The 24,685-nt window shown below is 67.4% G+C and carries 28 protein-coding genes and 1 tRNA gene; 5 read left to right on the top strand and 24 right to left on the bottom strand.

Translation table 11 applies throughout. The features are described from left to right. Positions 1 to 22: 22 nt before the first annotated feature. The 3 genes from OHT21_RS20840 to OHT21_RS20830 all read right to left on the bottom strand — a co-directional run bounded on the left by OHT21_RS20840 (position 23) and on the right by OHT21_RS20830 (position 2,820). The gene (locus OHT21_RS20840; RefSeq protein ID WP_328769871.1) at positions 23 to 754 is read right to left on the bottom strand and encodes a nucleotidyltransferase family protein; all 732 of its coding nucleotides are present in this window, start codon (positions 752 to 754) and stop codon (positions 23 to 25) included. 166 nt (positions 755 to 920) lie between these two features. Further along, positions 921 to 1,424: a hypothetical protein gene (locus OHT21_RS20835; RefSeq protein WP_443050405.1), complete on the bottom strand. Its 504-nt coding sequence runs from the start codon at positions 1,422 to 1,424 to the stop codon at positions 921 to 923. A 259-nt stretch (positions 1,425 to 1,683) separates the two neighbouring features. Beyond that, positions 1,684 to 2,820 carry an ABC transporter ATP-binding protein gene (locus tag OHT21_RS20830; protein ID WP_328769870.1) on the bottom strand — a complete coding sequence of 379 codons (1,137 nt, stop codon included), beginning with the start codon at positions 2,818 to 2,820 and terminating at the stop codon, positions 1,684 to 1,686. 246 nt (positions 2,821 to 3,066) lie between these two features. Between OHT21_RS20830 and OHT21_RS20825 the strand changes: the two genes are divergently transcribed. Beyond that, a tRNA-Thr gene (locus OHT21_RS20825) sits at positions 3,067 to 3,143 on the top strand. Between the two features lie 41 nt (positions 3,144 to 3,184). Here the strand turns inward: OHT21_RS20825 and OHT21_RS20820 are convergent. The 15 genes from OHT21_RS20820 to OHT21_RS20750 all read right to left on the bottom strand — a co-directional run bounded on the left by OHT21_RS20820 (position 3,185) and on the right by OHT21_RS20750 (position 13,596). Beyond that, positions 3,185 to 4,570: a tyrosine-type recombinase/integrase gene (locus OHT21_RS20820; protein WP_328769869.1), complete on the bottom strand. Its 1,386-nt coding sequence runs from the start codon at positions 4,568 to 4,570 to the stop codon at positions 3,185 to 3,187. A gap of 62 nt (positions 4,571 to 4,632) precedes the next feature. Then, positions 4,633 to 4,833, bottom strand: a complete 201-nt coding sequence (locus OHT21_RS20815; protein WP_328769868.1) for a helix-turn-helix domain-containing protein — start codon at positions 4,831 to 4,833, stop codon at positions 4,633 to 4,635. Positions 4,834 to 5,050: 217 nt separating this feature from the next. Continuing rightward, positions 5,051 to 6,226 carry a DUF3631 domain-containing protein gene (locus OHT21_RS20810; protein WP_328769867.1) on the bottom strand — a complete coding sequence of 392 codons (1,176 nt, stop codon included), beginning with the start codon at positions 6,224 to 6,226 and terminating at the stop codon, positions 5,051 to 5,053. Then, positions 6,223 to 6,579, bottom strand: a complete 357-nt coding sequence (locus OHT21_RS20805) for a hypothetical protein (protein WP_328769866.1) — start codon at positions 6,577 to 6,579, stop codon at positions 6,223 to 6,225. Before OHT21_RS20805 ends, OHT21_RS20810 begins: the two co-directional genes overlap by 4 nt. After that, complete coding sequence (locus OHT21_RS20800) at positions 6,576 to 7,472, bottom strand: bifunctional DNA primase/polymerase (protein ID WP_328769865.1); 897 nt, start codon at positions 7,470 to 7,472, stop codon at positions 6,576 to 6,578. Before OHT21_RS20800 ends, OHT21_RS20805 begins: the two co-directional genes overlap by 4 nt. Before the next feature lie 159 nt (positions 7,473 to 7,631). Next, positions 7,632 to 7,865 (bottom strand): hypothetical protein, encoded by a 234-nt coding sequence (locus tag OHT21_RS20795; RefSeq protein ID WP_328769864.1) that lies wholly within the window; start codon positions 7,863 to 7,865, stop codon positions 7,632 to 7,634. A 13-nt stretch (positions 7,866 to 7,878) separates the two neighbouring features. After that, positions 7,879 to 8,046 carry a hypothetical protein gene (locus tag OHT21_RS20790; RefSeq protein WP_328769863.1) on the bottom strand — a complete coding sequence of 56 codons (168 nt, stop codon included), beginning with the start codon at positions 8,044 to 8,046 and terminating at the stop codon, positions 7,879 to 7,881. Positions 8,047 to 8,063: 17 nt separating this feature from the next. Then, the gene (locus OHT21_RS20785) at positions 8,064 to 8,525 is read right to left on the bottom strand and encodes a hypothetical protein (protein ID WP_328769862.1); all 462 of its coding nucleotides are present in this window, start codon (positions 8,523 to 8,525) and stop codon (positions 8,064 to 8,066) included. Between the two features lie 13 nt (positions 8,526 to 8,538). Continuing rightward, complete coding sequence (locus tag OHT21_RS20780; RefSeq protein WP_328769861.1) at positions 8,539 to 8,733, bottom strand: hypothetical protein; 195 nt, start codon at positions 8,731 to 8,733, stop codon at positions 8,539 to 8,541. After that, entirely contained in the window at positions 8,730 to 9,005 is a 276-nt protein-coding gene (locus OHT21_RS20775) for a hypothetical protein (RefSeq protein ID WP_328769860.1), read from the bottom strand. The genes OHT21_RS20780 and OHT21_RS20775 overlap by 4 nt, the downstream gene beginning before the upstream one ends. A gap of 141 nt (positions 9,006 to 9,146) precedes the next feature. Next, the gene (locus OHT21_RS20770; protein WP_328769859.1) at positions 9,147 to 11,384 is read right to left on the bottom strand and encodes a cell division protein FtsK; all 2,238 of its coding nucleotides are present in this window, start codon (positions 11,382 to 11,384) and stop codon (positions 9,147 to 9,149) included. Between the two features lie 89 nt (positions 11,385 to 11,473). Beyond that, positions 11,474 to 11,857, bottom strand: a complete 384-nt coding sequence (locus OHT21_RS20765; protein WP_328769858.1) for an RRQRL motif-containing zinc-binding protein — start codon at positions 11,855 to 11,857, stop codon at positions 11,474 to 11,476. Then, complete coding sequence (locus OHT21_RS20760; protein ID WP_328769857.1) at positions 11,857 to 12,822, bottom strand: DUF2637 domain-containing protein; 966 nt, start codon at positions 12,820 to 12,822, stop codon at positions 11,857 to 11,859. The genes OHT21_RS20765 and OHT21_RS20760 overlap by 1 nt, the downstream gene beginning before the upstream one ends. Further along, entirely contained in the window at positions 12,819 to 13,112 is a 294-nt protein-coding gene (locus OHT21_RS20755; protein WP_328769856.1) for a hypothetical protein, read from the bottom strand. The genes OHT21_RS20760 and OHT21_RS20755 overlap by 4 nt, the downstream gene beginning before the upstream one ends. 103 nt (positions 13,113 to 13,215) lie before the next feature. Beyond that, on the bottom strand, positions 13,216 to 13,596 hold the full coding sequence (locus OHT21_RS20750; protein WP_328769855.1) for a RapZ C-terminal domain-containing protein: 381 nt from the start codon (positions 13,594 to 13,596) through the stop codon (positions 13,216 to 13,218). A gap of 469 nt (positions 13,597 to 14,065) precedes the next feature. Between OHT21_RS20750 and OHT21_RS20745 the strand changes: the two genes are divergently transcribed. Together OHT21_RS20745 and OHT21_RS20740 are read left to right on the top strand one after the other, a co-directional pair. Then, complete coding sequence (locus OHT21_RS20745) at positions 14,066 to 14,839, top strand: helix-turn-helix domain-containing protein (protein ID WP_328769854.1); 774 nt, start codon at positions 14,066 to 14,068, stop codon at positions 14,837 to 14,839. A 2-nt stretch (positions 14,840 to 14,841) separates the two neighbouring features. Continuing rightward, entirely contained in the window at positions 14,842 to 15,315 is a 474-nt protein-coding gene (locus OHT21_RS20740) for an NUDIX domain-containing protein (protein ID WP_328769853.1), read from the top strand. On the opposite strand, the gene OHT21_RS20735 is transcribed toward OHT21_RS20740, so the two are convergent. The 6 genes from OHT21_RS20735 to OHT21_RS20710 all read right to left on the bottom strand — a co-directional run bounded on the left by OHT21_RS20735 (position 15,303) and on the right by OHT21_RS20710 (position 21,607). Then, positions 15,303 to 15,875, bottom strand: a complete 573-nt coding sequence (locus OHT21_RS20735) for an HD domain-containing protein (protein WP_328769852.1) — start codon at positions 15,873 to 15,875, stop codon at positions 15,303 to 15,305. The two genes, OHT21_RS20740 and OHT21_RS20735, sit on opposite strands and share 13 nt — an antisense overlap. Next, positions 15,872 to 16,258 carry a GntR family transcriptional regulator gene (locus tag OHT21_RS20730; RefSeq protein WP_328774169.1) on the bottom strand — a complete coding sequence of 129 codons (387 nt, stop codon included), beginning with the start codon at positions 16,256 to 16,258 and terminating at the stop codon, positions 15,872 to 15,874. The genes OHT21_RS20735 and OHT21_RS20730 overlap by 4 nt, the downstream gene beginning before the upstream one ends. Before the next feature lie 356 nt (positions 16,259 to 16,614). Beyond that, entirely contained in the window at positions 16,615 to 17,964 is a 1,350-nt protein-coding gene (locus OHT21_RS20725; protein ID WP_328769851.1) for a hypothetical protein, read from the bottom strand. A gap of 271 nt (positions 17,965 to 18,235) precedes the next feature. Then, positions 18,236 to 18,697 carry a hypothetical protein gene (locus tag OHT21_RS20720; protein ID WP_328769850.1) on the bottom strand — a complete coding sequence of 154 codons (462 nt, stop codon included), beginning with the start codon at positions 18,695 to 18,697 and terminating at the stop codon, positions 18,236 to 18,238. 1,408 nt (positions 18,698 to 20,105) lie between these two features. Continuing rightward, a complete protein-coding gene (locus OHT21_RS20715) occupies positions 20,106 to 20,786 on the bottom strand; it encodes a response regulator transcription factor (protein WP_328769849.1) in 681 nt (226 codons plus the stop codon). Then, complete coding sequence (locus tag OHT21_RS20710; protein WP_328769848.1) at positions 20,783 to 21,607, bottom strand: hypothetical protein; 825 nt, start codon at positions 21,605 to 21,607, stop codon at positions 20,783 to 20,785. Before OHT21_RS20710 ends, OHT21_RS20715 begins: the two co-directional genes overlap by 4 nt. 362 nt (positions 21,608 to 21,969) lie before the next feature. On the opposite strand from OHT21_RS20710, the gene OHT21_RS20705 reads away from it, so the two are divergent. Both OHT21_RS20705 and OHT21_RS20700 read left to right on the top strand, forming a co-directional pair. After that, complete coding sequence (locus tag OHT21_RS20705; protein ID WP_328769847.1) at positions 21,970 to 22,494, top strand: hypothetical protein; 525 nt, start codon at positions 21,970 to 21,972, stop codon at positions 22,492 to 22,494. A 77-nt stretch (positions 22,495 to 22,571) separates the two neighbouring features. Continuing rightward, entirely contained in the window at positions 22,572 to 24,617 is a 2,046-nt protein-coding gene (locus OHT21_RS20700; RefSeq protein ID WP_328769846.1) for an SPFH domain-containing protein, read from the top strand. The last annotated feature ends 68 nt before the right edge of the window (positions 24,618 to 24,685 follow it).

Genomic DNA, 24,685 nt, shown 5'->3' with positions numbered 1-24,685 from the left:
ACACACAGAGTTCCAGAGACGCTCAACGCCCCAGTGCCGCCAGCTCCTTCGCCGCCTCCGTGAGGTCCTTCGCGGTGTCGATGGCGCGCCAGTACGCGCCCTGGGGGAGCGGGCAGCCGAACAGGCGGCGCTCGCGGGCCAGGCGCGGGAACGTGGTGCGCTCGTGGTCGCCGAGGTCGGGCAGCATGTCGGTGAACTCGGGGGAGAAGACGTAGACGCCCGCATTGACCTCGTACGACGTCGGCGGGGACTCGACGAAGTCCGTGATGTGACCGAAGTTGTCGGTCTCGACGGCGCCCCACGGGATGCGGGGGCGGGCCAGGGCGAGGGTCGCCACCGCGTCGCGCTCGGTGTGGAAGTCCGCCATGTCGCGCAGCGAGAAACGGGTCCAGATGTCACCGTTCGTCGCGTACCACGGCTGGCCGGGGTGCGGCAGATGCTGCGCGGCGAACTTGAGGCCGCCGCCGCGGCCCAGGGGCTCCTTCTCGACCACGGTGGTGACGCGGACGGGGAGGTCGGACGACTCCAGCCACTGCTGGAGGACCTCGGCGAGATGGCCGCACGAGACGACCACGTCCGTCACGCCCTCCTCGGCGAGCCAGCCCAGCTGATGGCCGATGATCGGAGTCCCCGTGCCGGGGATCTCGACCATCGGCTTGGGCCGGTCGTCGGTGTAGGGACGCAGCCGCGAGCCCTGACCACCGGCCAGGACAACGGCTTGAACGGGGCGCGACGCGGCGTTCGGATGCTTCATGAACGGCACTGTACGTCGCGCCCCGCTCGGGGCTTGTACGGGGCTTGCTCGGGGGTTGTGCGGGGGCTTTGCGGGGGCTTTGCGGGGGCTTTGCGCGTGGGCTTGTGCCTGGGCTTGTGTCGTCGGCCGTCGGGCCGTGTCTTACGGCCCGTCAGCCGGCCGCCCTTCAGCCCTGGCCGCCGGCGCCGGCGACGCCCGTGGCGAAGGACGTGTCGCAGACGGGGCGTGAGAACGACTGGGCGCGGGACGGGCCGTACTTGGCGACGGCGGCACGGCCCAGCGCGCGGGCGATGGAGGCGCAGTGCCTGGCGAGCGACGGGCGGCCGTTCACCGCCTCCTGGAGATGCGTGAGCGCCACCCCCGCGTCCTTCTCCTGCAACTCGAGCAGGAGCTGGTCGCGCAGCATGTCCTGCGGGGCGCGGGAGGCGGAGCGCGAGGACGCCTTCTCGGCGGAGGCGGCGAGCACCGAGGCCGAGGAGGAGCCGCTCCTCGACCACGGGACCGTGGCGACCGCGAGTGTCCCGGAGAGCACCAGGACGACGGGCAGAACGAGGGCGAGACTACGGCCGATCCGGTGGGCCGGACCGCGGCTGTGCCGCGTCGGGCGGTCGGCGGGGCGACGGCCGTGCCGCTTCGAGGGACTGGTCGAGGGGTTAGTGGAGTGCTTCACGCGAGTGAGGGTAGCGCGGAGTGATGATTTGGCGACATTTGGTAATCAGTTCGAGCGACGGCCAATGCTCAAACTCGGGCGGGAAGTTGACGTACGCGGGTCGAAATGACCGGTGTGCCGGGGTATTTGTCGACAACGGAAGACCGGCTGAAAACCGGCAAAAAGGGGCCCCGCAGCAAGCTGCGGGGCCCCTTCCGTCAACGTGGGCGAATTCACCCGGTACGGGCGCCTTCTGTTGTGGGTGCCTCAGTCCGGAGCCTCAGTCGGAGAGACGCTCACCCGTGGACGTCGAGAACACGTGGGTCTCGCCCGGCCGCGGCACGACGTGCAGCGTGGCGCCCTTCTCCGGGACCGCGCGGCCGCTGACGCGGACGACCAGGTCCTTGAGCTCTTCGCCGACCTTGGCGCTGCCGTACACGTAACCGTCGGCGCCCAGCTCCTCGACCACGTTCACCGAGACGGCGAGGCCCGCCGGGGCGTCCTCGGTCTCCTTGGTCAGGGCCTTCGCGGCGCCGCCGTTCTGCTCGACGATGTCGAAGTGCTCCGGGCGGACGCCGACCGTGACGGTGCGGTCGCCGCGGTCCGAGGCGGCCGAGAGGGCCTCCCGGTTGACCGGCACCACGCTGTTGCCGAACTTCACGCCGCCGTCCGTGATCGGCACCTCGACCAGGTTCATGGCCGGCGAGCCGATGAACCCGGCGACGAACAGGTTCGCCGGCCGGTCGTACATGTTGCGCGGCGAGTCGACCTGCTGGAGCAGACCGTCCTTCAGTACGGCCACCCGGTCGCCCATCGTCATGGCCTCGACCTGGTCGTGGGTGACGTACACGGTGGTGATGCCCAGGCGGCGCTGCAGGCTCGCGATCTGCGTACGCGTCGACACACGCAGCTTGGCGTCGAGGTTCGACAGCGGCTCGTCCATGAGGAACACCTGCGGCTCACGCACGATGGCACGACCCATCGCCACACGCTGCCGCTGACCACCGGAGAGCGCCTTCGGCTTGCGCGCCAGGTAGTCGGTGAGGTCGAGGATCTTCGCCGCGTCCTCCACCTTCTGGCGGATCTCGGCCTTGTTGACACCCGCGATCTTGAGCGCGAAGCCCATGTTGTCGGCGACCGTCATGTGCGGGTACAGCGCGTAGTTCTGGAACACCATGGCGATGTCCCGGTCCTTCGGCGGCAGATGCGTGACGTCACGGTCACCGATGCGGATGGAGCCGGCGTTCACGTCCTCGAGCCCCGCGAGCATCCGGAGCGAGGTGGACTTGCCGCAGCCGGACGGACCGACCAGAACAAGGAATTCGCCGTCCTCGATCTCGATGTCGAGACCATCGACGGCGGGCTTCTCGGAACCCGGGTAAATCCGGGTCGCCTTGTCGAACGAGACAGTGGCCATGGTGATGGGCCCCCTTCTACCGGCAGGAACGTGCCGGACGATCCGTTGTGGAAGGTGGTGCCACTACGGGTGATTCCGTTGTGGTGTTGTGGTTCAGTCCACACAGGGCGGACTGGGTCAGGACGGTACCTGGCGTTTGCCTGATCTGTCAGTAGTCGGGGGACTGTGAACTTCGCGAAAATCTTCGACAGGACCCTGCTGTGACGTGGGTACACTGCACGGGCGCGCACGTGGCACGTCGTGCAGGCCTCCTTAGCTCAGCTGGCCAGAGCAACGCACTTGTAATGCGTAGGTCGTCGGTTCGAATCCGACAGGGGGCTCCACTCGAGCCCAGCCCAGACAGTGTCTGAGCTGGGCTTTTCGTTTAGCGGACGCGGCGGCGACGGCGCGCGCGTGCTGCCCTGTTGTCCGCGGTCTCAGTTTTGGTCTCACTTGCGGGTTCTGGCTGGGGCATGAAGGCGTCTCCCATGCGGCGCATTGCATCCTTGGAGAGGTGAGATCTTCCCTTCACGTACCGGCGGGTCTGGCTGATCTGGGTGTGCCGGAGGATCTCCATGATGGTGGGCATGTCCACACCCAGCTCGTTGAGGATCGTGCCTGCCGTGTGTCGGCTGCCGTCGTACAGGCGGCGGTCGTCTATGCCTGCCTCTGCGAGCAGGTCCTTGAACTCCTCCCAGTCGGCTCGGGGGTCCAGCGGTCGACCGTCCGGCCGCGTGAATACCGCCTTGTGGTCCTGCCACTCGTCACCTGCGGCTGTCCTCATGTCCTCCTGTTGAGTCTTGTGCGCGCGCAGGTAGGGGATGAACGGCGGCGGAATCGGCACGGGGTTGGTGCTCTTCTTGGTCTTGGGGCGGGTGAAGACCAGTCCACCGCCCTTGCGATCCGGGCACGCGCTGGCGTGCTTCGTGCAGGCCTTCGTGCACGGCTTGGGGCAGCCGCGCTTGTAGTTCTTGTGCGTCTTGCAGTCCGGCGGGCATGGCTCGAAGCGGTGGAGGCGGTCACCGCAGGCGTGCGGGTCCTTGCAGCCGTGGCGCCAGGTGAGCCGTTGAAGCTGCCACTGAGGGTGGAACAGCTCGTTTTCGAGGTCTACGTACGGCCACCGCAGGCCCAACGTCTCCCCCTGCCGGAAGCCCATCCCGACGCCGACGCACCATCGCATGAACGTGGGGCGCTTGGCCGCAGCCTTCAGGAAGGCTTTCGCTTCGTCGGTCGTGAAGGGGTTCGCCTCAGTCTCGTCGACGGTCGGCGGGTCCACGAGCGTGGCGACGTTCTCCCCGATGATCCGGCGGCGGTGGGCAATCTTCAGGGCCCGCGACAGAATGCGGTGCACCTTGAGCACGTGAGAAGGGGCGTGCCCCTCGTCGAGCATGGCGCGGTACATCCGTTCCAGGTGCTCCGGCTGGAGTTTGTCGAGCCGGTGCTTGCCGATGCCGGGGATGATGTCGTTGCGGGTCTTGGACCAGTAGTCATCCAGTGACCGCGGCTTGAGCTTCAGGCTCGCGATGTCGGTGAGGTACGTCTCCATCCATGCCGCCACCGTCGGCTTGCGTCCGGCCTTGGGAGCACGGCCCTTGTCGCGGAGGTTCTCCAACTCGCGCACCTTGCGGCGTACTTCGGCTTCGGTCTTGGCCCTTCGGTGGCGACGGTCCGGACTGCCGTCGTCCTTGACGCCCATCGTGACGCGGCCGTGCCACCAACCGTCACTGCCCTCGTAGACGGACGATTCCATGTTCGGATTGCGGGGGCTCATGTACTCCTCCATACGAGAGGTGGCCCCGGATCACGTCCGGGGCCACCTCGGTTGAGCTTGGGTCAGTTGGGCAGCGGTTCGAGGCTGTTTACGTAGGCCTCAAGGTCGCTTCGGCGTATGCGGCGGGAGCGGCCTTCCTTGACGTACTTCAGGACTCCGGCGGCCATCAGCTCGTAGACGGTCGATCGGCCGTAGCGCAGAGCCTCAGCCGCTTCCTCGGGGGTGTAGAGAAGGGGTTCGATGGCTTGAGTGGCGGTGCTCATATGGCGGTGCCTCCTCGGCAGGCTTGTGGGGGCGGTGGCCCCCTTCCTGTCAGGTCCGCTACTTCCGCTACCTCCGCTACCGCCCTGGTCAGAGGACTGATCGAGGTAGCGGATAGCGGCGCGGGTAGCGGATGGAGCCGCTACCGGCCCCGCGATCGTGGCCGCGGGGCGGGTAGCGGATGGGGCGTTGCGGTAGCGGATGGGTAGCGGCTTGCCGCTACCCGGAGACCGCCTCTGAGCTGCCCGGTAGCGGAGGTAGCGGAAGTAGCGCACTTTCCGCGGGGGGTGGGCAGTAGCGCTGCCACGCGTCGTGTAGGTCCGTCGCGTAGTAGCCCTTCATGACGCTGCCGCCTGCCTTGATGTTGCGGGCCGCGATGGGGGTGTTGTCCGCGGTCATGTACTCGCGCAGCATCCGTGACAGCCCGCGCGCATCGAGGGGCTTGCCGCTCATGTCCGCCCACGGTGCCTCTTCGAGGCTGTGGAGCCTGTCGAGGATGGCGACGGTGGGCAGACGGTCGATGCCGTTGAACACGTAGTCGCGCAGGTCCGTGAGCAGGCGGATACCGATGCTTCCCTTGTCTCCGAGCTTGGCCGCGTTCACCAGCTCGATGCAGGCAGTTCGGGCCCGCTCCGGCCACGCACCGCCTGCCGCGTCCGCGATGGCGAGCAGGGGTTCCCATACGTCCGCGGGCCGGTCGCTGATGCCCTCTGGGAGCTCCGGGAACACTCCGTCGACGAGGTGGCGCACGGACTGTGCCCAGGTGGCGAGCCGGTCCCGTAGTTCGTGGCCTTCCTTCTCGTGGATGCGCTGCCGGAACGGCTCAACCCGCTCGTTCGGTGCGCGGCGCCGCATGCGGACGATGATGGAGCGGGTCAGGATGGTGTCCGGCAGCGAGCCGAGTCCGGCGACCGCGACTCCGCAGAACGACGGGAACTCCTGTACCTGCTGGTTGGAGCCGTCGCCTACGCAGCGCCACATGACGCCGGAGCGTCGGTGACCGGCGTTCAGGAAGCCGCGGAGCTGTTCGTTCTCTCCGGCCTTGGGCCCGAAGACGGTATCGATCTCGTCGAACAGGATCGTGGGCCGTCCCTCCATCCCGGACACCGCGCGGAAGAGCGCGGAAGCGGACGCGTTGACCGCGACCATCGGTTGCGGCACGAGGGTTTCCACGATCTCCAGCGCGCGGGACTTGCCAGAGCCCGGCTCCGGGGAGAGGAACGCGAGCCGCGGTGTGGAGTCGAAGCAGTCGAGCAGGTGCGCGTGCGCGTCCCACAACGCCACGGCGACGTACGCGGCTTCGAGGGGGAAGATGTTGAAGCGCCGGTGGAAGGCCTCCACCTCGTCGAGCAGTGCGGCGCCATCGGTGGCGGGTGCCGGCGGATTGGTGCTCATGCCGCCTGCCTCCCTTCCTGGTTGGTGCGCAGCGGGCACACGTCCCGGTGGGCGGTGTGGTCATCGATCAGGGCCAGTACGCGAGCGCGGCCGACCGCGCTGCGGTCCCAGCCACACGCGCACGTCGAGGTGGCCGTAGGCACGGCACCGCGCGGTGCGGCGATGTGCAGCCACGCGATGGGGTACCGGCCGTCGCCGGAGTGCGGGTCAGGACGAAGAGCAGAAGGGACGCCCTTGCGGGCGGCGCCTTTCGGCTCGCCCACGGCCGGACCGGGCACCGCTCGTTTGGCGGCACGCGGTCCGGTCGGGGTGGCGGGAAGGCTCTTCAGTGGGGGGCGGGGCGGGGCGCTCATGCCGCCCTCTCCTGACCGTTGCGGGCAATCGACCAGTTCAGACCGCTGCGAATGGTCGCCTCACACGACCGCGGCGACAGACCGGCCTGCTCCCCCGCCCACTGAAGAGCCTCCTCCACCTGCTCCCTGGGGAGGTCGCCCCACGCGATGAACCGCCCCAAGGCTCGCGCCGCCCGCAGCAGCGTGGCGTTGCGCTCGCCCTCCGGTGCCTGCCGCACGGACGCGGTTTCCGCGTTCAGGCCTGCTGCGGCGTAGCTGGAGGCTCGAACCGTCGACGGTGCGGCCGTTAGTGCCCGCGATGCCTGACGGACCGTCAGGCGTGCGTACAGCCAGTCCGGCAGCGGCGCGGGCGGCGTGTCGTTGACGACCGCGTAGGCGCCCGTGGGGGTGAGGCTGCCGGGGGCGACGACGTAGCCGCCCCATGCGCGGGTGTCGATCCGCTTGCCGAGCCGTCCGGCCGTGTTGCCGAGCCTGACACCGGGCGGGGCGGTGAAGTACAGGTGGACCCCGCCGCTCGCAGTCCGCACCATGAGGGTCGTGGGCACGGCGTGCCCGGCGCGCTCGCAGAGCGCCGTGAAGGTCGTCACGCCGTTAGGCGTGTCCGTACTGCCCTTGCTCTTGCGCTTGGGCATGTCGAGGTCGACAACGACCAGCCCGGACGGGCCGGTCGCAATGCCGACGTTGAACGGCAGCTCGCCCCACGCGCGGCGGATGCGGTCCGGGTCGATGGTGGCGCGCTCTTCCCACTTGCGGTGACCGCCTGCACAGTCCCCGATGCCGGGGCAGACGTCTTCACCGTGCAGGGCCGGACGCTTGTCGCCGGGCCGCAGCGGGAGGACGGCCCATCCTCGCTCCGCGGCCTCCAGGGCGGCGAACAGGAGGTGACGGTTCATGCCGTCACCCCCGTCACGCTCGATGGGGTGTCATGGGCCGGACGGCCCTCCCCGAATGACGCTCGTTGGGTCATGCTGTAGGTCTCCTGCTCTCTTGGAGGGACTGGAGAACCGGAGCGGGCGCAGGCTTGTGGTGAGACGGCGCCCGCTCCGGCGTAGCTACTTCGGGCCGTGGGCGGCGCGGCGGATGAGGCTCGCGATGGTGGCGACGGTCGGGTAGTCCCACCCGGCGAGCCAGTCCACGATCAGCCGGTCGTACGCGCCCAACTCGACTCCTGTGGCCTTGAGTTCGGCGTGCAGGGTGGCGCGCTGCATCTCGGTGCCGATGAACCCGCGCGGCGCGATGTCCAGGGGCTCATCCGAGATCGGGTCGGGCTGCGGTTCGTTGAGCACGGCGCTCCCTTGGTCACTCGGTGCCGGTGTAGTGGGCGATGTAGCCGGGGCAGGTCGACTCGGGGCAGTCGCAGCCGCCGCACTCGTTGCAGACGTCGCCGGAGCACTCGTCACACATCTCGTGACCGGTGCAGTACTCGCTCGCGCAGTCGTCGCAGTACCGCTCGTCTTCGTCGAACACGTGGTTCCTCCTTGCGGTCAGCCGTGGAAGTGGTTGCGCTTGAAGACGGCTTTGCGGATGTTGACCGTGGTCCCGCTGCGGTGGCCGCTCGCGCTGAGGACCTGCACGGCGACCCAGCCGCCGAAGATGACGGCAGCGAGGGTGACGAGCTGAGTGATCAGCGCGGTCAGCGCGGTGATGAACGCGGTCAGCAGGAACAGCCCGCCGCACACCGCGCCGAAGCCGATGCCGCCGAGGGCGATGTTCACCGCCGTACGGGAGACGGGCGGCTTGGCCGCGACGGGTTCGGGCTTGGCGGGTTCGAGGGTGTAGCCGGTGACGACGCGACCGTCCGGCAGGACGACGCTCGCCACGGACGGGACGCTGCCCGGCTGCACTGGTACGACCGGCGTCGACGGCATGGGGGCGAGCGGGGTGGGCCGGTGGACTTCCACCGCCTCACGGTGGCTGGGCCTGGGGTGCTTGGCGGGTTCGTTCACGGGTTCCTCCGGTTCAGTTGCCGAGTTCGGTCAGGAAGTCGGCGAAGGATGCGACCAGGTCGCGGATGGGCTCGTACGCGCCGGTCCCGGCGGCGAAGAAGCCGAACAGGAACAGCAGCACCGCGGCGCCCGCTCCGGTCGACTTGGTTTTGACGGCGAACAGGGAGGCGATGCCGAACAGCAGCACGGCGGAGATGTCGAAGCTCATCGCGAACCCTCCGGGCGCGGGGTGTCGGTGCCTGCGCGGTAGGTGCGCAGCCAGAGGTTGTAGAGGTGGCGGCCGACGCGTACGCGCTTGCCGGTCGCGCGGCAGCGGCGGCAGTCCTTGCCGCGCTTGAGCCGTCCCTTGCGGTCGGTCTTCATCCGGAAGCCCCAGCCGCGGCACTTGCGGCAGGGTCCGAACGGGGAGGCAGCGCACACCGCGACGTAACACAGCGTGACGCCAAAGGTGAGGGTGATAGCGAGCAGGGCAGGGGTCATGACGGGCCCTCCCAGGCGGGTTTCAGGGGTTTGCGCAGGTGGGCCGCTATCCGCTAGCGACCTGATCAGAGCGGGTTTGGGGCGCTAGCGGAGCCGCTATCGATAGCGGGGTGTGCTGCTATCGATAGCGGCTCCGGTCAGTCAGCCCGCGTCCCGCTTTCCGTTACGCTCCGCAATCGCGGTCGTGATGTGGGAGCGGTCGATGCCGCGCTTGTTCGTGAACTTGCCGTCGATCCGGCGCCCCACCTGAACGGTGGCGATGCCGTGCGGCTTCAGGGCCGCGGCGAGCCCTTCGGGGTCCCATCCTTCGTAGACCTCGGGCCGCAGCTCCGCGAGCCGGGCGACGACGGTTTCGGACCACACCTTGGGCTCCTTGGCCGGAACCACGGCGAGGATGTCCGCGAGCAGGTCGTACGCGCTCGCCACCGTCTCGGGCTCTTCCCCGAGTGCGTGGCCGGAGAGGGTGCCTGCCTCCTCGCGGAGCTTGCGGGCGCGGGCGCCGATGGCTTCGGCGCCGGGGCCGTCGACGTACACCGACCCCACGATCCGGGCGTCGGAGCCTTCACCGACGAAGTAGTGGATGCCCTTGTCACCCCAGGCGAACATGGTCGCCCGCACCCCGCGCTTGTAGGCGGACGTGCCGAGCACCATGTCGTTTTCGAGCTGGCCCATGACCTTGAGGCACCAGCGGGCTGAGGCGTTCGCGGAGATCCCGGTGGGCAGTGCCTTGGCGTCCGGTCGCTGCGTGGCGAGCAGCAGCACGATGCCGGTGGCCGGACCGCGCTTGACCAGGTCGGTTGCGATCTCCTCGAACTCGTCCTTGTACTTGGGGTGCTCGAACAGGACTTGGCACTCATCCACCCCGATCACGATCGGGTGCAGGCCAAGGGAGCGCTTGTCTGCGAGTTCGCTGGTCACCTTGGACTCCGGGCAGATGTCCCGCGGAAGTGAGCGGATCACCTTGGTGCGGCGCCGCAACTCCTCGCGCAGCGCGCGGAAGTCGCTGATGGCGTACTCGATGGCGTCGTCATCGTCGCCCGCGGCATGCCGGTGTGAGACGGCGTTGCCGACCGGGTCCAGGTCGCCGGTGCCCTTCATGTCGTAGGTGTGCAGCTCAGCGCGCGGGTCCAGGGCCGCGATGAGCAGCAGCAGGCGCAGCAGGAACGTCTTGCCCATGCGCGGGATGGCGCCGATGATGCCCGCGATGTACATCAGGGTGACCTCGACCCAGCGTCCGCGCTGGTCGGTGCCGTAAGCGACCGGCTTGAACAGGTTGACGCTGCCGCTGGTCAGCAGTGGCCACTTGGGCTTCTTCGCGGTCGACATGTCCTGATCGCCGACCCAGAGCACCAGGTGCCCGGTGTGCTCATCGGGCACCGCCTCGGGCCACACGCAGCCCAGCGGGCGCCGCAGTCCGGACGCGAGCCGGTCCCGGCGCTCGATGACGTCGGTGACCGTCACGCCGTAGGGGAGGTTGCCCTCGGCGCGCCAGCCGGGCCCGTCGCGGGTGATCGGGGCGGTGAACTCGAAGCCGTCCCGCCCCTTGGCCTGGGCCTGGTTGATGGCGGGGATGCCGAGCGAGCCGAGCGCGCGCAGCACGATGTCACTGGTGAGCTTGGTGGCCTTGGGCAGCTCCACCGCCCGGTGGATGACCGGGTCGTCGGCCTTGCGTCCGGCGTAGCCGAGGGCCAGCGTGATGGTGCCCACCGCCACCGCCTGAAGCCAGTCGGGCGCGAGCACGTACAGGGCGAGCGCCGCCCCGAGCCCTACGAACATGGCCAGCACGGCCACGAGGGTGCGAAGCCGGACGCGCGCGTCGCGCTTGCGCGACAGGTTCAGGTACATCGCCGCGTCTTCCTTCTCCACCATGGCGCGGCGTACGGGGGCGCCCTCGGCGTCGGCCACCCACCGCATGGTGGCGCCCACCAACCGTGCGGCACCGGACGGGGCTTGCAGGGTGAGTCGGGCGGCGTAGACCGGGGAGCGCAGCGCGTGGTAGCCGACCGAGTGGGCGTAGTGGCGGGCCACCCACGCGGATGCGGTCCGCAGCTCCGCTACCGACTTGAGCCACACCGGAACGACCGGGCGACGCTGCGCGGCCAGTAGCCGACCCAGGTAGCCCGGACCGGTCGCCTTCACCGTCGACTGGTCGACCATCACACGCGCGGTCGGGTCGCCCGACTCGGCAGCCGACTGGTCCGGTCCGGAGTCGGGCGACGCGTCGGTGTCGGGTCGGGCAGCCGAGTCGGCCGACTCCGCGCGGGCGGATCGGGCCTTGTCGAGGTCGACCACCTCACCCCCGGAGTCGGCTCCGGGGGCGGCGCTCATCTCGGCTTCGAGCCGGTTGAACAGTTCGCTCTCGTCGTCGGGGTGCTTCACTGAAGGTTCCTTCCAAGGGGAGGAAAGGGCGGGGTCCGGCCGTCGCTGTAGGAGGTGGGCGACCGGTCCCCGCCGCAGGGTTGGGTGTTTCACGGGGTGCGCTGTTCCTCGGCGGCGAGACACATGCCGCAGATGCCGTACGAGCGGGGGATGCAGTAGCCGACATCGAGCAGGCAGCGCGGGCAGGTGCGGCGGGCGAGCATCGCCAGCGCGAGCGCGCCCCACTTGCGCGACGTCATCGGCCGGACCGGCTTGGCGTCGTCGACGCGGTAGAGGTAGGCGACGCGGACGCCACTGGTGCGCCGGTTGACCCGCATCACCTGAGCGGCGATCGGCTGACCGCCGGGCCGCAGCCCGCGGGCGCGTAACTGACGACGAGTCGCCAGACCATCCGGGGCCAGCCGCCACGGGTAGGTGGGGATGCCGTGCAGCGCGCCGGTCGGGTCGTAGCACTTGCCGTAGACGGCGGACATCACGGAACCACGTGCAGCGCCGGGGCGTTGACGCGCTCGGCCTTCAGCGCGTCACGTAGCTTGCGCGCGTTGCCAGCCGAGCAGCGCACCGCGGTACGGACGGCTTCCGCGTTCAACTCCGCATCCGTCCACGACGCGGTGAGCGTGCGCGCCTCACTCAGCAGCTCCTCGAAGGTGCGCTGAGGCGCACCCTTGCCTTTGTTCGCAGGCTTCCGGCGCGGGCGCGGCTTCGCCGCGGGCGATTGTGCCGGCGGATTCTCAATCGGGGGCAGCGCGGGCGTCTCCTGCTCGGCGGCCGGGGCGATTTCGCCCATGCGCAGCATCACGCGCTCACGCCGCGGAGTCTCCCAACGCCACTTGCGGCCGTAGCGCTCGCGCAACTCGGCACGGGCCAACTGCCGTTCCTTCTCCCGGACCAGCGCCACCGAGTAGGAGGTGACCTCCCATAGCGTCATCCGGCGCCACAGCGCGAACGTGGACAGCGGGGCGAGCAGCCAGCGGGAGAACCGGATCTTTTCTATGCGGCGGCCGGTGGCCGCGCCGATCCGTACGGCGTAGATGTGGGCGGCGATCTCGGAGAAGACCACCCACAGCAGCGGCATCGTGCCGTGCGCGACCTTGGCCGACAGGGAGTGTCCGGCCGCGACGTTCAGCCAGCACGTGATCAGGGTGAGCACCCAGGGCACGAACCGCACCCACGCCTGCGCCATGTCCATCCGGATCAACAGCAGGTTGGCCACGGTGAACACCGGAACCGCCCCGTCGATGCCGACCGGGAGAATCCACGGCTCAGCGAACCCCCACCGCGCGGCGGCGGCCGACACCGCATCGAACGAGGAGATGAACCCCAGCGCGCCGACTCCGGCCGCCCCGAGCGCGGCGATGCCAGCGAGTCCCATCTCCGGCTTCGTCAGCGGCGGCACCGCCGCACGCTCGGGGGCCGGTGCCGTCTCCTTGGTAGTCATGCCGCCGCTCCCTTCCGGGAGGACCGGCGAAGCCGGGCCGGGCGGGGCAGCGGGACGACGTTGAACAGCTCGGGGGCGTGCGCCTCGATCACCTCGGCGACGACGCGGGTTACGTCGTCCGGGAGCTCCGGGTGGTCCGCGAGGATGTCGCGGGCGGCGTCCAGCCGGGCCGCGCGCTCTTCGTCGCTCTCGCCCTCGACACCGAGCCACAGCTCAATCGGGGTACCGAGCGCCAGTTCCGTGAAGTCCTCGGGTGAGATGGCCTGTTGGCGGCCGATGTACGTACGCATGAAGGCTCCTGAGTTGGAGGGACAGGGAGCCGGAGCAGCCGCAGGCGTGTGGTGAGACGGCGACTGCTCCGGAAGAACCCACGCCGCGGACGCGGCTGGGAGATCAGCGCTGGACGACGGGCTTGTCCAGGTCGCGATGGTGGACGGTGACCGTGTGCCCAGCGGCCGTCAGCCGGTCGGCGAGCGCGCGGGCGAACGTCGGGGCGCGGTGACGGCCGCCCGCGCATCCGTCGGCGACGGTGACCATCCCGGCGCTGGGGCCGGAAGCGAACGCGGCCACCGCCGTGGCGGTGGCGTCGACCAGGTCCGTGATGCCAGGGGTGTTCAGCACGGCGGTGCGGACCGGCTCGTCGTTCGCGGTCATGTAGCGGAGCTCCGGCGACACGTGCGGGTCACGGAAGTGGTGACGCAGATCGATGGTCAGATGCGCGGTCGGCGGCTCGGCGTGCAGGTAGCCGAACGACACGATTTCAACAACGCTCATGAAGGACTCCCAGGAAGTGAAGGGACGTTCCGGCTCCCCTCAGCCCCGCCCGTACGGAACCGCGAGGTGCGGCCCGGACGGGCGGGGGAGGCAACCGGCCGCAGCGCCACACAGACGCTGCGGAACGGAGAGAACATGCGCGGTCATAGCCGCGCGGCCGTCTTTTCGACTCGGGGAGACGGGGCCCACCTATGCAGTTCTCAAGTAGCGCCACTCCCAGCCCGTTGGCGTGCGACCGAAGCCGCCTTCCCGGTTCTTCCGGCTGGCGTGTGATGCAGTACCTGTATTACAGGTACTGCATTGTGCTTGCGTCAAGTAGGCCGACGAGATTTCTTGGCTTTGTGTCAGGACTTCTTGGCGCACCATCAGAATCGCTGCAGGTCAGGGGAGTTGGTTACCCCCTTCGTGGACAGCTCAGGTCGATCTCGCTACCTTCAAGAGGTCCCTAGACGTCCCATCGGGGGTAGAGATGTCCAACGAGCGTTTGAGGTCCGCCCTGTTGGCCCAAGGCATGTCGGTGCAGGACCTGGCGGAGAAAATCAAGGTCAACCCGAAGACCGTCGAACGCTGGATCACGCAGGGGAAGGTGCCGTACCGGCGACACCAGTACGCGACGGCGTCAGTGCTCAAGGTGGACGTGACAACCCTGTGGGACGACAGCCGCACCGTCGACAGCGCTGCGGACCTGAGTAAGGCGGAGATCGTCAACGTCTATCCGCACCGCCACATGGTCCCAGCCGGGCTCTGGCGCGAGATGTATGGGCGTGCTGGGAAGTACCTCGATGTCCTCGTGTACGCGGGGCTGTTCCTGTCGGAGGACCCCCAATTCCTCAACCTGCTCAGGAAGAAGGTGGAGCTGGGGGGACACATGGGTCAGACGCAGGTACGCATCCTGCTCGGGGATCCCAACTGCCCAGCGGTGAAGCAGCGCGGCATCGATGAGGGGCACGGCTTCATGGATGGCAAGATCCGCAACGCCCTGGTCAACTATCGCCCGCTCTTCGAGAGCCACCCGGAGATACGGTTCCGGCTCCACGAAGCCACGCTCTACAACTCCCTGTACCGCGCTGACGACGAGATCCTGGTGAACACGCACGTCTACGGCGTAGCCGCGTACATGGCTCCGGTCCTTCACCTGCGGCGACTGCCGGGCGGCGGGCTGTTCGACACGTACGCCAATAGCATCGAACAAACCTGGGGAGGCGCACGCCAGGCAACGGAAGCCGACTTCAAGGGAGCCTGAGCATGGGACGCATCGACCACTTCCACAACCCCGACGCCCCGCCGGCCAATTCGGTAGTTCCGTCCGTCGTGGCGTTCGTGCAGAACTCCGCGGGGCAGGTGCTCTTGATCAAGCGCTCCGACAACGGGCGTTGGGCGCTTCCTGGTGGAGGGCACGACGCGGGCGAGTTCATCAGCGACACCGTGGTGCGGGAGGTCTGGGAAGAGACCGGCATCAAGGTGGAGGTCATCGAACTGTGCGGGATCTACACCGACCCGGCGCACGTGCTTCAGTACGACGACGGTGAGGTCCGGCAGCAGTTCAGCATGTGCTTCCGAGCGCGGCCGGTAGGGGGCGAAGTCCGTACGAGCAACGAAACGACTCAGGTCCGCTGGGTCGACCCAGCGGACCTGTCTACGTACGACATCCATCCCACCATGCAACTGAGGATCCAGCACGCGATGGACCGGACACGGACGGCTCCCTACATCGGCTGACGCTCGGTGGCCGCGAGCCGTTCGAGCACGCGCGCCGTGCTCGCCAGGATCTCGGGTTCGGCGCGGCGGATGAACGTTCCGATGAGGCTGTCTGGTCCGTAGCGTCCGGCAATCTCGTTCACGCGGTCGACAGGGTTAGTGGCTGTGCCGTCCGGCGTGGTGTTCATGTCGCAGTAGCAGAGAGCATCCGTGAGTTCGGGCGTCTCGCGAGGGAACTCAGACTCCAGCTCCTCACGAAGCCCGCGGGCTTCTGCCTCCATCCACGCACACGAGTGGTGCGCCACGAGACGCACGACTCGGCTGTCGGCGTGTGCCACGTCGCGGAGGTACCGGGCACCGTCCAGCGGGTGAAAGCCGCTCTTGGCCAAGTCCGGCGCGTAGCCAATGTCATGGAGTATTGCGGCAGCTTCCAGCAGCTCAGCGTCCTCGCCGAGCATGGCAGCAATGGTGCGCGCTCGCTCTGCAACACCCAGGGAGTGCTGCCAGCGGCGCGGCAGCGGCCCGGAGAGCAGCGACTCTGCGAGGGGGTAGGCCCACTCTGTCAGTCCCGTACGAATCAAGGTCGGGGACGCTCCTCTCTGCTCGGTACAGCGCGCACTGTTCGCACTTTCCCCTGCCCTCCCTCCGACAGCCATCCGGCTGCCTCAAGCTTGTCGAGAGCCCTGCTCACGGTGGGCCGCGATACACCGAACCGCACGCACAACGCTGATGCGCTCGGAAACGCCGCCCCCACCTCTAGCTGGTCCTCTGCGATCACATCGGCGATCCGGTCGACCAGTGGTCGACTGTCCTCCTGCTGCCCCGCCCTGACTACTCGCCATCGGCCGCCACGTACCGGCTCCGCGACACCGTCCGCCTGGAGTGCGCGGAACACACGGAGCGCCACACCTCGCGAGACTCCGTGGTCGCGCACGATGTCAGCGGCTGACGGCAGCACCGTCATCTCCGGATTGGCCTCAATTTGAGCCTTCACCGCGTCTGCGATCTTCAGGAAAGTCCCCCGAGGGCTCGCCTGCTGCGACACTCGCTCTCCCTCTCCATCTGCTCGTCGTCAAGTCCAAGCCTCGCACGCCGTGGGCGCTTCCAGAACGCCCTCAAGAGGTTCGATCCGCTTGCGCGGGGGCGTCGCTTCTTGCTATGTGCCGTTTGGTTACCGCAAGAGGATCGAGGCCACTACCGTGTTCTCATGCAGTACGTCGACAACCCGACTGGCCGCCTCCACAAGCTTCTTCTAGCCTGCGGGGCTCACCGCGCGAGACTACCTTGCTCGATTGCGCGCTAGGCCAAGAAAAACCCTCATCAGTCTTGAGTATCTGCGATAGTCTCTAGGGCTAGAAAACGCGCAAGCGCGATATCGGGACCTAGAGAGTTTGCCTCACCGCTCCGCGGAAGCAATTGCGGTGTCTCAGCATATTTGGGGTCATCTTTTGCGTGAACAATTCTATTCCTCAAGGCGTAAACCCTCTTGGCGGCCTGAATCGCAACAGTCTCATTCGTCGCCTTCAAGCTGACCGGCGGCACTCCCACTATAGGACCCTTCTGTGAGAAATACTCTCCGAAGGCGTCTAGTTGAAACAGTTCCCTCAGCTTATCCTCGCGGACGCAATCACGCACCAGAATCTTGAGCGCTTCCTCCTCGCTCAACCCTTTCGTTCGCTCAACGACATTTAGCACTCTCAACACTGAAGCGTCGTTAGAGATATCGAATGAGAAATCGCGCATTTCTCGACGTACCCGCCTCAAGGCATCCCGCTTTGAAGTCAGCGGCATGTAGTATTCAAGGATCTGGTAGTAAGAAAGGAATGAAAACGGCGGGTTGTCTGCGGCTTCGGTGGCGAATGAAAACAGTGCCGCTACCTCACGCGGCACGGAAGTTGCAGGGAAAGAGATGCTCGACTTGCCCCTGTACCTCGACCCGCGACTCGTCACCCGAGCCCGTTCCCACGGCACCAGATTGATGCCTAGATCACGCCTAGCGTCGAGCTCAAACAGTAGGCCGTCGGCAACATGCTGCGCGATGTCCAATTTCGTTTCGGCATTCTTGGCCGACGAGACCATCACCTTCAGCGTATAGTCAACGAGATCCGATCGCATGTGCCTGCCATTGGATAGCCTGAATGCCGCGATGGGGCTAATTTCCGAAAGCTCTACACACACCTCACCGGATGGATCCGTCAAGTGGAAACCAGGGGAATACTGCCTCCTTTCGGTTCGAATCGCCCACGGATTGAACTCGTGGTCACATTCCGCGCGCTGATAGTCCCACTCTAGACGCTCAATGAGTCGACCCGCAGGAAGGATGCTGCCGGACACCTGAAGTAGATACTCTACGTACGATCCCCCGTTCTGGAATACGCCTTTGTATCCATCACAGTCTCGATAATCAGAAATAACGGAAGAGACGTCACTCAGGTTTTCTCTGGTGACGATGTATCTGCGGCGCTGGGCAGAGTTGAGAGGCCTCCTCGTCTCTTCGAATCTGAAACGATCGCCGCCAAATTGTGACAGGGCAAATCCTGCTGCCTCAATCTTCTTTACCTCGGCCTCCTCTTCCGGTGCTGGGGAGGCGTCTCCTTTTTGCGCCTCTTCCTCTTCCTCGTTAATACTCAGAAGCGCCTCAAACTCGAAATCATCGTCGTTCTTAGACATTCGCTCCCACTCCTTCGATGGCTACCACCCAAGGTACCGTCTCTGAAACCTCGCGGAGACCCGATTTATGAAGCCCACGCCTATAAGTTCTGGGACCAGTGACCTGAATGACCTCATAGGCGATGCATACCCTTGTCACCAGATCTGAGCTGCTGGTTGATGACCACCGAACGCTGTCAACCGGGCTCGGCCGTGCTTTGCCGAGCCCGACACGGCCTGCGCAACTGGCGAGAGTCGGGGGCCAAACTGGGGTTCAACAGGGATGCCGGGGCTATGAGGAGACAAAGCCAGCGACACAGGCGAGCATCCACTTGGTTGCTCGATCGGTGAGCTCGTCGAAGGCGTCCGCGAGTTCGGTGAGATCGTCACTGCTGCGCTTGCTGAACTCGGGTTCGGCCTTCATGCGGCGGAACCGCATGCTCAACAACTCGCCTGTCTCACCCACGATCCCAGCGGCACCATGAACGTACCGATGCCGCCTGTCGAGCAGCGCTTTGCCCTCACGCAAGATCGACTGAAGTTCCTCACGCGGTGTCGGTGGGATCTCGTCGTGCGCCTCAAGCAGGGTTCGGCACGCGTTGAGAAGCCGACTACTGGATTCTCCGCTCAGAAGCAGCGCGCCAAAGGGGCTCTCGCAGAGCTGCTTCACCACCAGTTCAAGGCGAAGTTCAAATTGGGCTGCTGTGCGGACCATGCGCCCGAGGGGGAGATCTAGTTCATCGTGCTCCGTCATCGCGCCAGGTTCCTTGGGTGAGGTAGAGGCGCGCAACTGGTTTCAACGGACCAAGGCGGCCCCCTGGGAGTTCGGTCTCAGTTGTGGTCTCGATTGCCACGGGATCCAGGTTGGTCCGCTACCGTCCACTGACGTCCGAAAGCTTCTCTGACCAGTGGTTTTGGCTGCGCCATGGACGTCCGTGGACACTCCTGGACCAAGATCGGACAACTTGTAATGCGTAGGTCGTCGGTTCGAATCCGACAGGGGGCTCGACGAAAACAGAGGACCAGCCCGCAGGGCCCGTGAGCTCGTAGTTTCGGCTACGGTCGCGGTCCCGCGGCGGGGCCGCAAGGGCGGTGAGCCTCGATGAGGGCCGCCGAGGAGCCCCGCAAGGACGGTTCTCGCGCGGCTGACCTTGAGACGTGGGTGCGGCGTGGCTGTGCCCGATGGCGTTTCTGCTCGGCATCGGAGTGTCCCTTGCGGCCAACGTCGCGGCAGCACCGGCTCTCGCCTGGCAGCCAGTGCTCGTCGCGGGATGGCCGCCGGTCGCCCTCCTGTTCTCGGTGGAACTTCTCGCGCATCGGTCCAGCGACCGAGAACGGACCGAGAGTGGGCCGCGAGAACAGGCCTCCGGTCTCGTCCCGAAGCCACGGCCGAGCGCACCGGAAGCCAAGCGAGACGGGCTCGCTGCACCACAGCGAGACTCTCGCAGTGAGCGCGAGAGCGAGAGCAGCGATTCTCGCTCTTCCTCGGTCGCGCGACCCAAGGCCGGGCAGAACGCTGAGGAGGTCATGTGGGACTACTTCCAGCGTCAGCAGGCTGCTGGTCGCACGCCGAACGGGACGGAATTGGATCGAGTAGCCGGCACGAACAACTACGGTCGGGCCGTGCTCAGGCAGTGGCGGCGGACAGGCCGGATTGCTGCCGCGTCGGAGGAGCCCATGAATGGGGCGTTCTCGCTGAACAAAGAGTGAATCGAGCGGTTGATATGGCGCCGCTGTGATGCGAGCGAACTGTGTAGGGGCAGCTCGGCTGCTGGCTTATGTGGTTGTGTCTGTGAGTAGGGGTGTCCTTTTCGTTTGTCGACAGAAGGGCTTCCGGGCGGTCGACACGGTGTTGTAGCAGCCCGACCGCAGCCTCGCCACGAAGAACAGCACTGCAGGGACCAGCGATCCCAGTACGGGCATCGCTCCCGCGATGACAGCCACGGTGGCTGCGCGGGATGGTGCCGCCACGGCGAGCACCGGCAACAGTGTGCCCGAGATGAAGAAGGCCCCGTGGGCGATGGCGGCGCCGTCGAGCACGGTGGCCGCGAGAGCTGGCGTGTGGCGGAAGTGCACGCGCACGTCCACAGCAGCGGGTCGCCAGGCCGGTACCGGACGGGACGGGACAGGAAAGGACAGGACAGGACAGGACAGGAAGGGGATTACTTCTCGAAGCGGTATCCCATGCCCGGCTCGGTGATGAGATACCGCGGATGTGAGGGGTCTGTCTCCAGTTTGCGCCGCAGCTGCGCCATGTAGACCCGCAGGTAGTTCGTCTGCGTCTCGTACGGCGGGCCCCATACCTCTTGGAGCAGTTGCCTGTGGCTGACCGGCCGCCCCGGGTGGCGGATCAGCACCTCCAGCAACTGCCACTGTGTCGGGGTCAGGCGTACGTTCTCCTCACCGCGGCGGACCCTCTTCGCGAGCAGGTCGATGGTGAAATCGTCCGTGGTGACGATCCCCGATTCACCTGCCCCTACGTCCGTGGTGCGACGGACGGCGGCACGCACCCGGGCCATCAGCTCATCCATGCTGAACGGCTTGGTCACATAGTCGTCGGCGCCGGCATCGAGGGCCGCGATCTTCTCCGGCGAGGCATGGCGGGCGGAGACCACCAGGATCGGCACCCGGGCGCGGCCGCGCAGGGCTCTGATGAGGTCGATGCCGTCCATGTCCGGCAGCCCGAGGTCGAGCAGCACCACATCCGGCGGGTCGGCGGCGACCGACCGCAGGGCCGTGGCACCGTCGGAGGCGGTGCCGACCTCGTACATCCGTGCCTTCAAATTGAGCGCCAAGGCCCGGACGATCCGCGGATCGTCCTCGACCACGAGTACCCGGGTCATCGAGATGCCTCCGGTTTGTGTTCCTCATCGGCCTTGAACAGCGACTCGATGAGTTCCAGGCGCAGTAGCTCCATGTCCTTGCGGACCAGCACGGGTACCTGTCCGTTCCACGACTCCGCCGCGTGGTCCAGCGCCTCGGCGAAGGCTGCGCGTACCCGCCGTCCGGCGACGGCCATCGCGACGGGGAGCAGCAGACGGGCGAAGGAGCGGCCCTTGACTCGTACCTTTACGGTGACTCGCCACTGCCCGTCCTGGGCCAGACGCGGTACGACCTTCACTGTGGCGTGGGTGAGCGGGTGGTCGAGGGTGCCGATGAGGGGTGGGGCCGTGAGGCGGCCGGAGCCTGCCGCGGAGGGCCACCACTTGCGGAGATCGAGATGGAGGCGTCCGCTGCCGCTGGTGTACTTCGTCCAGCTGCCGCCGCTTGTCCGCATCTCCCCCGAGACTTCCGCATCCCGTGGCCGTTCGGCGCTGGTGAGCCTGAGCGTGCAGACCGCGTGTGTGGCGTTGTGGGGGTTGCTGTCGAGGGTGACGATCTCCAGGACAGTCTCCCGTCGCCGGTCCCAGGCCAGGACCGTGAGCGCCGCATCGGGATCAGGCTCCCCGTCCGCGTCGCCGCTCTCGTGACGGTAACGGGCGCCTGGTCGCAGATGGCTTCCCTCGGCCAGGAGCAGTTCCGGCAGTGGACGTCCGTCGGGCAGCCGCAGCCGTACCCCGTCTTCTTCGAGACTCTCCGCCAGGTCGTGGAGCATGACGACGCATGACTCGAACCAGCGGCGGGGTACGGGGGCGAGTGTCACTGTGTGCTGGAAGCGGGCCATGCGCCAATGGTGGCTGTCCGACGGTGCCGGGGGCAGGGGGGTGACCGGGCAGCGACGAGCACGGTTTGTTGCCGGTTTCCGGGCCCTCTCCCAGTGCTTCAGGCGGGCGACGTTCGTTTCCTGGAGTGCTCCCGCATCTTGATGCGCCAGTGACGCCGTCTTAACGGGAACCGGCATGGAGGCCCGGGTGAATGCTGCCGGGATCCGGCAATGCGAGGGCGGGTCTCCCGCAGGCACGATGTCCTCGGGGGAAGCCGCAGGTAGCCCCGGTGCCGGGTACCGGCAGGGACGCCGACTCCCGGCACCGGGGCCCGGACCTCTCCACGGGCCAGATGCGATGACGTGATGAGCGGGGGGTGGACATGCGGGCGTTTCTTGAAGCGGCTACCGGCTTTCCCACCCTTCTGTTCACCGCGGCCCTCGTCGTGGTCGTCGGATTCTGGGTTCTCGTCGCCTTCGGCGCGGCCGGCTCCGACAGCTTCGACGCGGATACCGACCTCGACGCCTGGGGCATGGGCGGGGTGCCGGTCGCGGTCGCGTTCTCACTGCTGACGGTGCTTGCCTGGTTCCTCAGCCTGGGGGCGGCGATCCTGCTGGACGTGTTCGTGCCCTCGGGAACCCTCGGCGGACTGCTGCGCCTGGTGGTGCCGGTCGGGGTGCTGCTCGCCGCCTGGCGGCTGACCTGCCTGTTCGTACGGCCGTTGCACCGCCTCTTCCCCGACGAACCCGAGCCGCCCCGGCACGCCGAGGCCCGCATCGGCGACGGCATCACTGTGCCGTGTGCCGCCGATGAGGCCGAAGAACCTTTCCGGGGCGCGCCGTATGCCGCCGCGCTCGACTCCCGAGATCGCGCCGACGCGCTCCATCCGCGGGACCGCGCTGCCTGAGCCGCGCCGCCCCCGGACACACCCCGGCGCCTTTCTCCCTCATCAGTCAACTCCCTTACGCCTCAAGGACGTATGCCATGGATGCCACCACCGTGGGCATCGGCGTGCTCGTCGCCGCTGTCCTGCTCGCCACGCTCGCCCTGCTGTTCGTCTTCTCCCGGCTGTTCCGCAAGGTGGAGCAGGGCAAGGCGCTGATCGTCTCGAAGATGCGGAAGGTCGATGTGACGTTCACCGGGCAGGTCGTGCTGCCGGTGCTGCACAAGGCCGAGGTGATGGACATCTCGGTGAAGACCATCGACATCACCCGCACCGGCCGGGACGGGCTGATCTGCCGGGACAACATCCGCGCCGACATCCGGATCTCGTTCTTCGTACGGGTCAACAAGACCGTCGAGGACGTCATCAGGGTCGCCCAGGCGATCGGCACGACCCGTGCCAGTGACAAGGACACGCTGCAGGAGCTGTTCAACGCGAAGTTCTCCGAGGCGCTGAAGACCGTCGGCAAGCAGATGGACTTCACCGACCTCTACACCAAGCGCGAGGAACTGCGGTACCGGATCATCGAGATCATCGGCATCGACCTCAACGGCTACCACCTGGAGGACGCGGCGATCGACTACCTGGAGCAGACGCCGCTCTCCCAGCTCGACCCGGCCAACGTCCTGGACGCACAGGGCATCCGCAAGATCACCGAGCTGACGGCCATCGAGCACGTGCGCACCAACGAGTTCCAGCGCACCGAGGAGAAGGAGATCACCCGGCAGAACGTCGACGCCCGGGAGGCCATCCTCGAACTGGAGCGCCGTCAGGCAGACGCCGAGATCAAGCAGAAGCGGGAGATCGACACCGTACGGGCCCGTGAGGAGGCCGAGACGGCGCGGGTGATGGAGGAGGAGCGGCTGCGGTCGCAGGGCGCGTTCCTCAAGACCGAGGAGCAGCTGGGCATCCAGCGGGAGAACCAGGCCCGCGAGGTGGCCGTCGCGCAGAAGAACCGCGAGCGGGTCATCGCCATCGAGAACGAGCGCATCGAGAAGGACCGCCTCCTCGAAGTCATCGCGCGGGAGCGGGAGACCGAGCTGACCCGGATCTCCGCCGAGAAGGAGGTCGAGGCGGAGAAGCGGGAGATCGCCGAGGTCATCCGGGAGCGGGTCGCGGTGGACCGTACGGTCGCCGAGCAGGAGGAGTCCATCAAGAAGCTGCGCGCGGTGGAGGAGGCCGAGCGCGGCCGGCAGACCGTGATCATCGCCGCCGAGGCTCAGGCGCAGGAGAAGCTGGTCAAGGACATCAAGGCGGCGGAGGCGGCCGAGCAGGCGGCCACGCACCGGGCGGCCGAGCAACTCACGCTGGCGGAAGCGGGGTTGAAGGCCGCCGACCTGGACGCGCGGGCCAAGCTGCGGCTCGCCGAGGGCATCCAGGCCGAGGCGGCGGCCGAAGGGCTCGCGGCCGTCCAGGTCCGCGACAAGGAGGCCGAGGTCATCGAGAAGGCCGGCCTCGCGGAGGCGGAGGCCACCCAGGCACGCCTCAAGGCGGAGGCCGAGGGCGCACGGGCGAAGGCGCACGCGGAGGCCGAGGCGATCGGCGGCCGGCTGAAGGCCGAGGCGGCCGGGCTGACCGAGAAGGCCGCCGCGATGGCCGCCCTCGACGACGCGTCCCGCGGCCACGAGGAGTACCGGCTGCGTCTGGAGGCCGAGAAGGACATCCGGCTGGCCGGTCTGGACGTACAGCGGCAGGTCGCCGAGGCACAGGCCACGGTGCTGGCGACCGGCCTGGAGAACGCCGACATCAACATCGTCGGCGGGGAGTCCGTCTTCTTCGACCGCCTCGTCTCCTCGATCGCGCTCGGCAAGAGCGTCGACGGCTTCGTACAGCACTCCGAGACCGCGCAGGCGCTCGCCGGGCCCTGGCTGGACGGCACGTCGAGCTTCACCGACGACCTGAGCCGCGTCCTCGGCTCGGTCTCCACGGCCGACGTGCAGAACCTGACCGTCTCCGCGCTGCTGATGAAGCTGATGAACACGGGCGGAGCCAACGCCGGCCGACTGGAGCAGCTCATGGACCGGGCGGGCGAACTGGGCCTGGCCGACCTGCCGCTCGCCGAACTCAACGGCGGCGTCAAGGCCTGATCACCCGCCCCACGGGTCCGCAGCTGCCGCACAGGGGACGGCAGCTGCGGACCCTGCTCCTCGAAGGG

It is taken from the genome of Streptomyces sp. NBC_00286 (assembly GCF_036173125.1).
Classification (GTDB): Bacteria; Actinomycetota; Actinomycetes; order Streptomycetales; family Streptomycetaceae; genus Streptomyces.
This window is presented reverse-complemented; position numbering and strand designations above follow the sequence as displayed.

Bases quoted from the DNA above. Each gene is read 5' to 3' on its own strand.
- OHT21_RS20840 (WP_328769871.1), bottom strand. From the start codon at position 754: ATGAAGCATCCGAACGCCGCGTCGCGCCCCGTTCAAGCCGTTGTCCTG.
- OHT21_RS20830 (WP_328769870.1), bottom strand. From the start codon at position 2,820: ATGGCCACTGTCTCGTTCGACAAGGCGACCCGGATTTACCCGGGTTCC.
- OHT21_RS20820 (WP_328769869.1), bottom strand. From the start codon at position 4,570: ATGAGCCCCCGCAATCCGAACATGGAATCGTCCGTCTACGAGGGCAGT.
- OHT21_RS20815 (WP_328769868.1), bottom strand. From the start codon at position 4,833: ATGAGCACCGCCACTCAAGCCATCGAACCCCTTCTCTACACCCCCGAG.
- OHT21_RS20810 (WP_328769867.1), bottom strand. From the start codon at position 6,226: ATGAGCACCAATCCGCCGGCACCCGCCACCGATGGCGCCGCACTGCTC.
- OHT21_RS20805 (WP_328769866.1), bottom strand. From the start codon at position 6,579: ATGAGCGCCCCGCCCCGCCCCCCACTGAAGAGCCTTCCCGCCACCCCG.
- OHT21_RS20800 (WP_328769865.1), bottom strand. From the start codon at position 7,472: ATGAACCGTCACCTCCTGTTCGCCGCCCTGGAGGCCGCGGAGCGAGGA.
- OHT21_RS20780 (WP_328769861.1), bottom strand. From the start codon at position 8,733: ATGAGCTTCGACATCTCCGCCGTGCTGCTGTTCGGCATCGCCTCCCTG.
- OHT21_RS20775 (WP_328769860.1), bottom strand. From the start codon at position 9,005: ATGACCCCTGCCCTGCTCGCTATCACCCTCACCTTTGGCGTCACGCTG.
- OHT21_RS20765 (WP_328769858.1), bottom strand. From the start codon at position 11,857: ATGTCCGCCGTCTACGGCAAGTGCTACGACCCGACCGGCGCGCTGCAC.
- OHT21_RS20760 (WP_328769857.1), bottom strand. From the start codon at position 12,822: ATGACTACCAAGGAGACGGCACCGGCCCCCGAGCGTGCGGCGGTGCCG.
- OHT21_RS20755 (WP_328769856.1), bottom strand. From the start codon at position 13,112: ATGCGTACGTACATCGGCCGCCAACAGGCCATCTCACCCGAGGACTTC.
- OHT21_RS20750 (WP_328769855.1), bottom strand. From the start codon at position 13,596: ATGAGCGTTGTTGAAATCGTGTCGTTCGGCTACCTGCACGCCGAGCCG.
- OHT21_RS20745 (WP_328769854.1), top strand. From the start codon at position 14,066: ATGTCCAACGAGCGTTTGAGGTCCGCCCTGTTGGCCCAAGGCATGTCG.
- OHT21_RS20740 (WP_328769853.1), top strand. From the start codon at position 14,842: ATGGGACGCATCGACCACTTCCACAACCCCGACGCCCCGCCGGCCAAT.
- OHT21_RS20730 (WP_328774169.1), bottom strand. From the start codon at position 16,258: ATGACGGTGCTGCCGTCAGCCGCTGACATCGTGCGCGACCACGGAGTC.
- OHT21_RS20725 (WP_328769851.1), bottom strand. From the start codon at position 17,964: ATGTCTAAGAACGACGATGATTTCGAGTTTGAGGCGCTTCTGAGTATT.
- OHT21_RS20720 (WP_328769850.1), bottom strand. From the start codon at position 18,697: ATGACGGAGCACGATGAACTAGATCTCCCCCTCGGGCGCATGGTCCGC.
- OHT21_RS20715 (WP_328769849.1), bottom strand. From the start codon at position 20,786: ATGACCCGGGTACTCGTGGTCGAGGACGATCCGCGGATCGTCCGGGCC.
- OHT21_RS20710 (WP_328769848.1), bottom strand. From the start codon at position 21,607: ATGGCCCGCTTCCAGCACACAGTGACACTCGCCCCCGTACCCCGCCGC.
- OHT21_RS20705 (WP_328769847.1), top strand. From the start codon at position 21,970: ATGCGGGCGTTTCTTGAAGCGGCTACCGGCTTTCCCACCCTTCTGTTC.
- OHT21_RS20700 (WP_328769846.1), top strand. From the start codon at position 22,572: ATGGATGCCACCACCGTGGGCATCGGCGTGCTCGTCGCCGCTGTCCTG.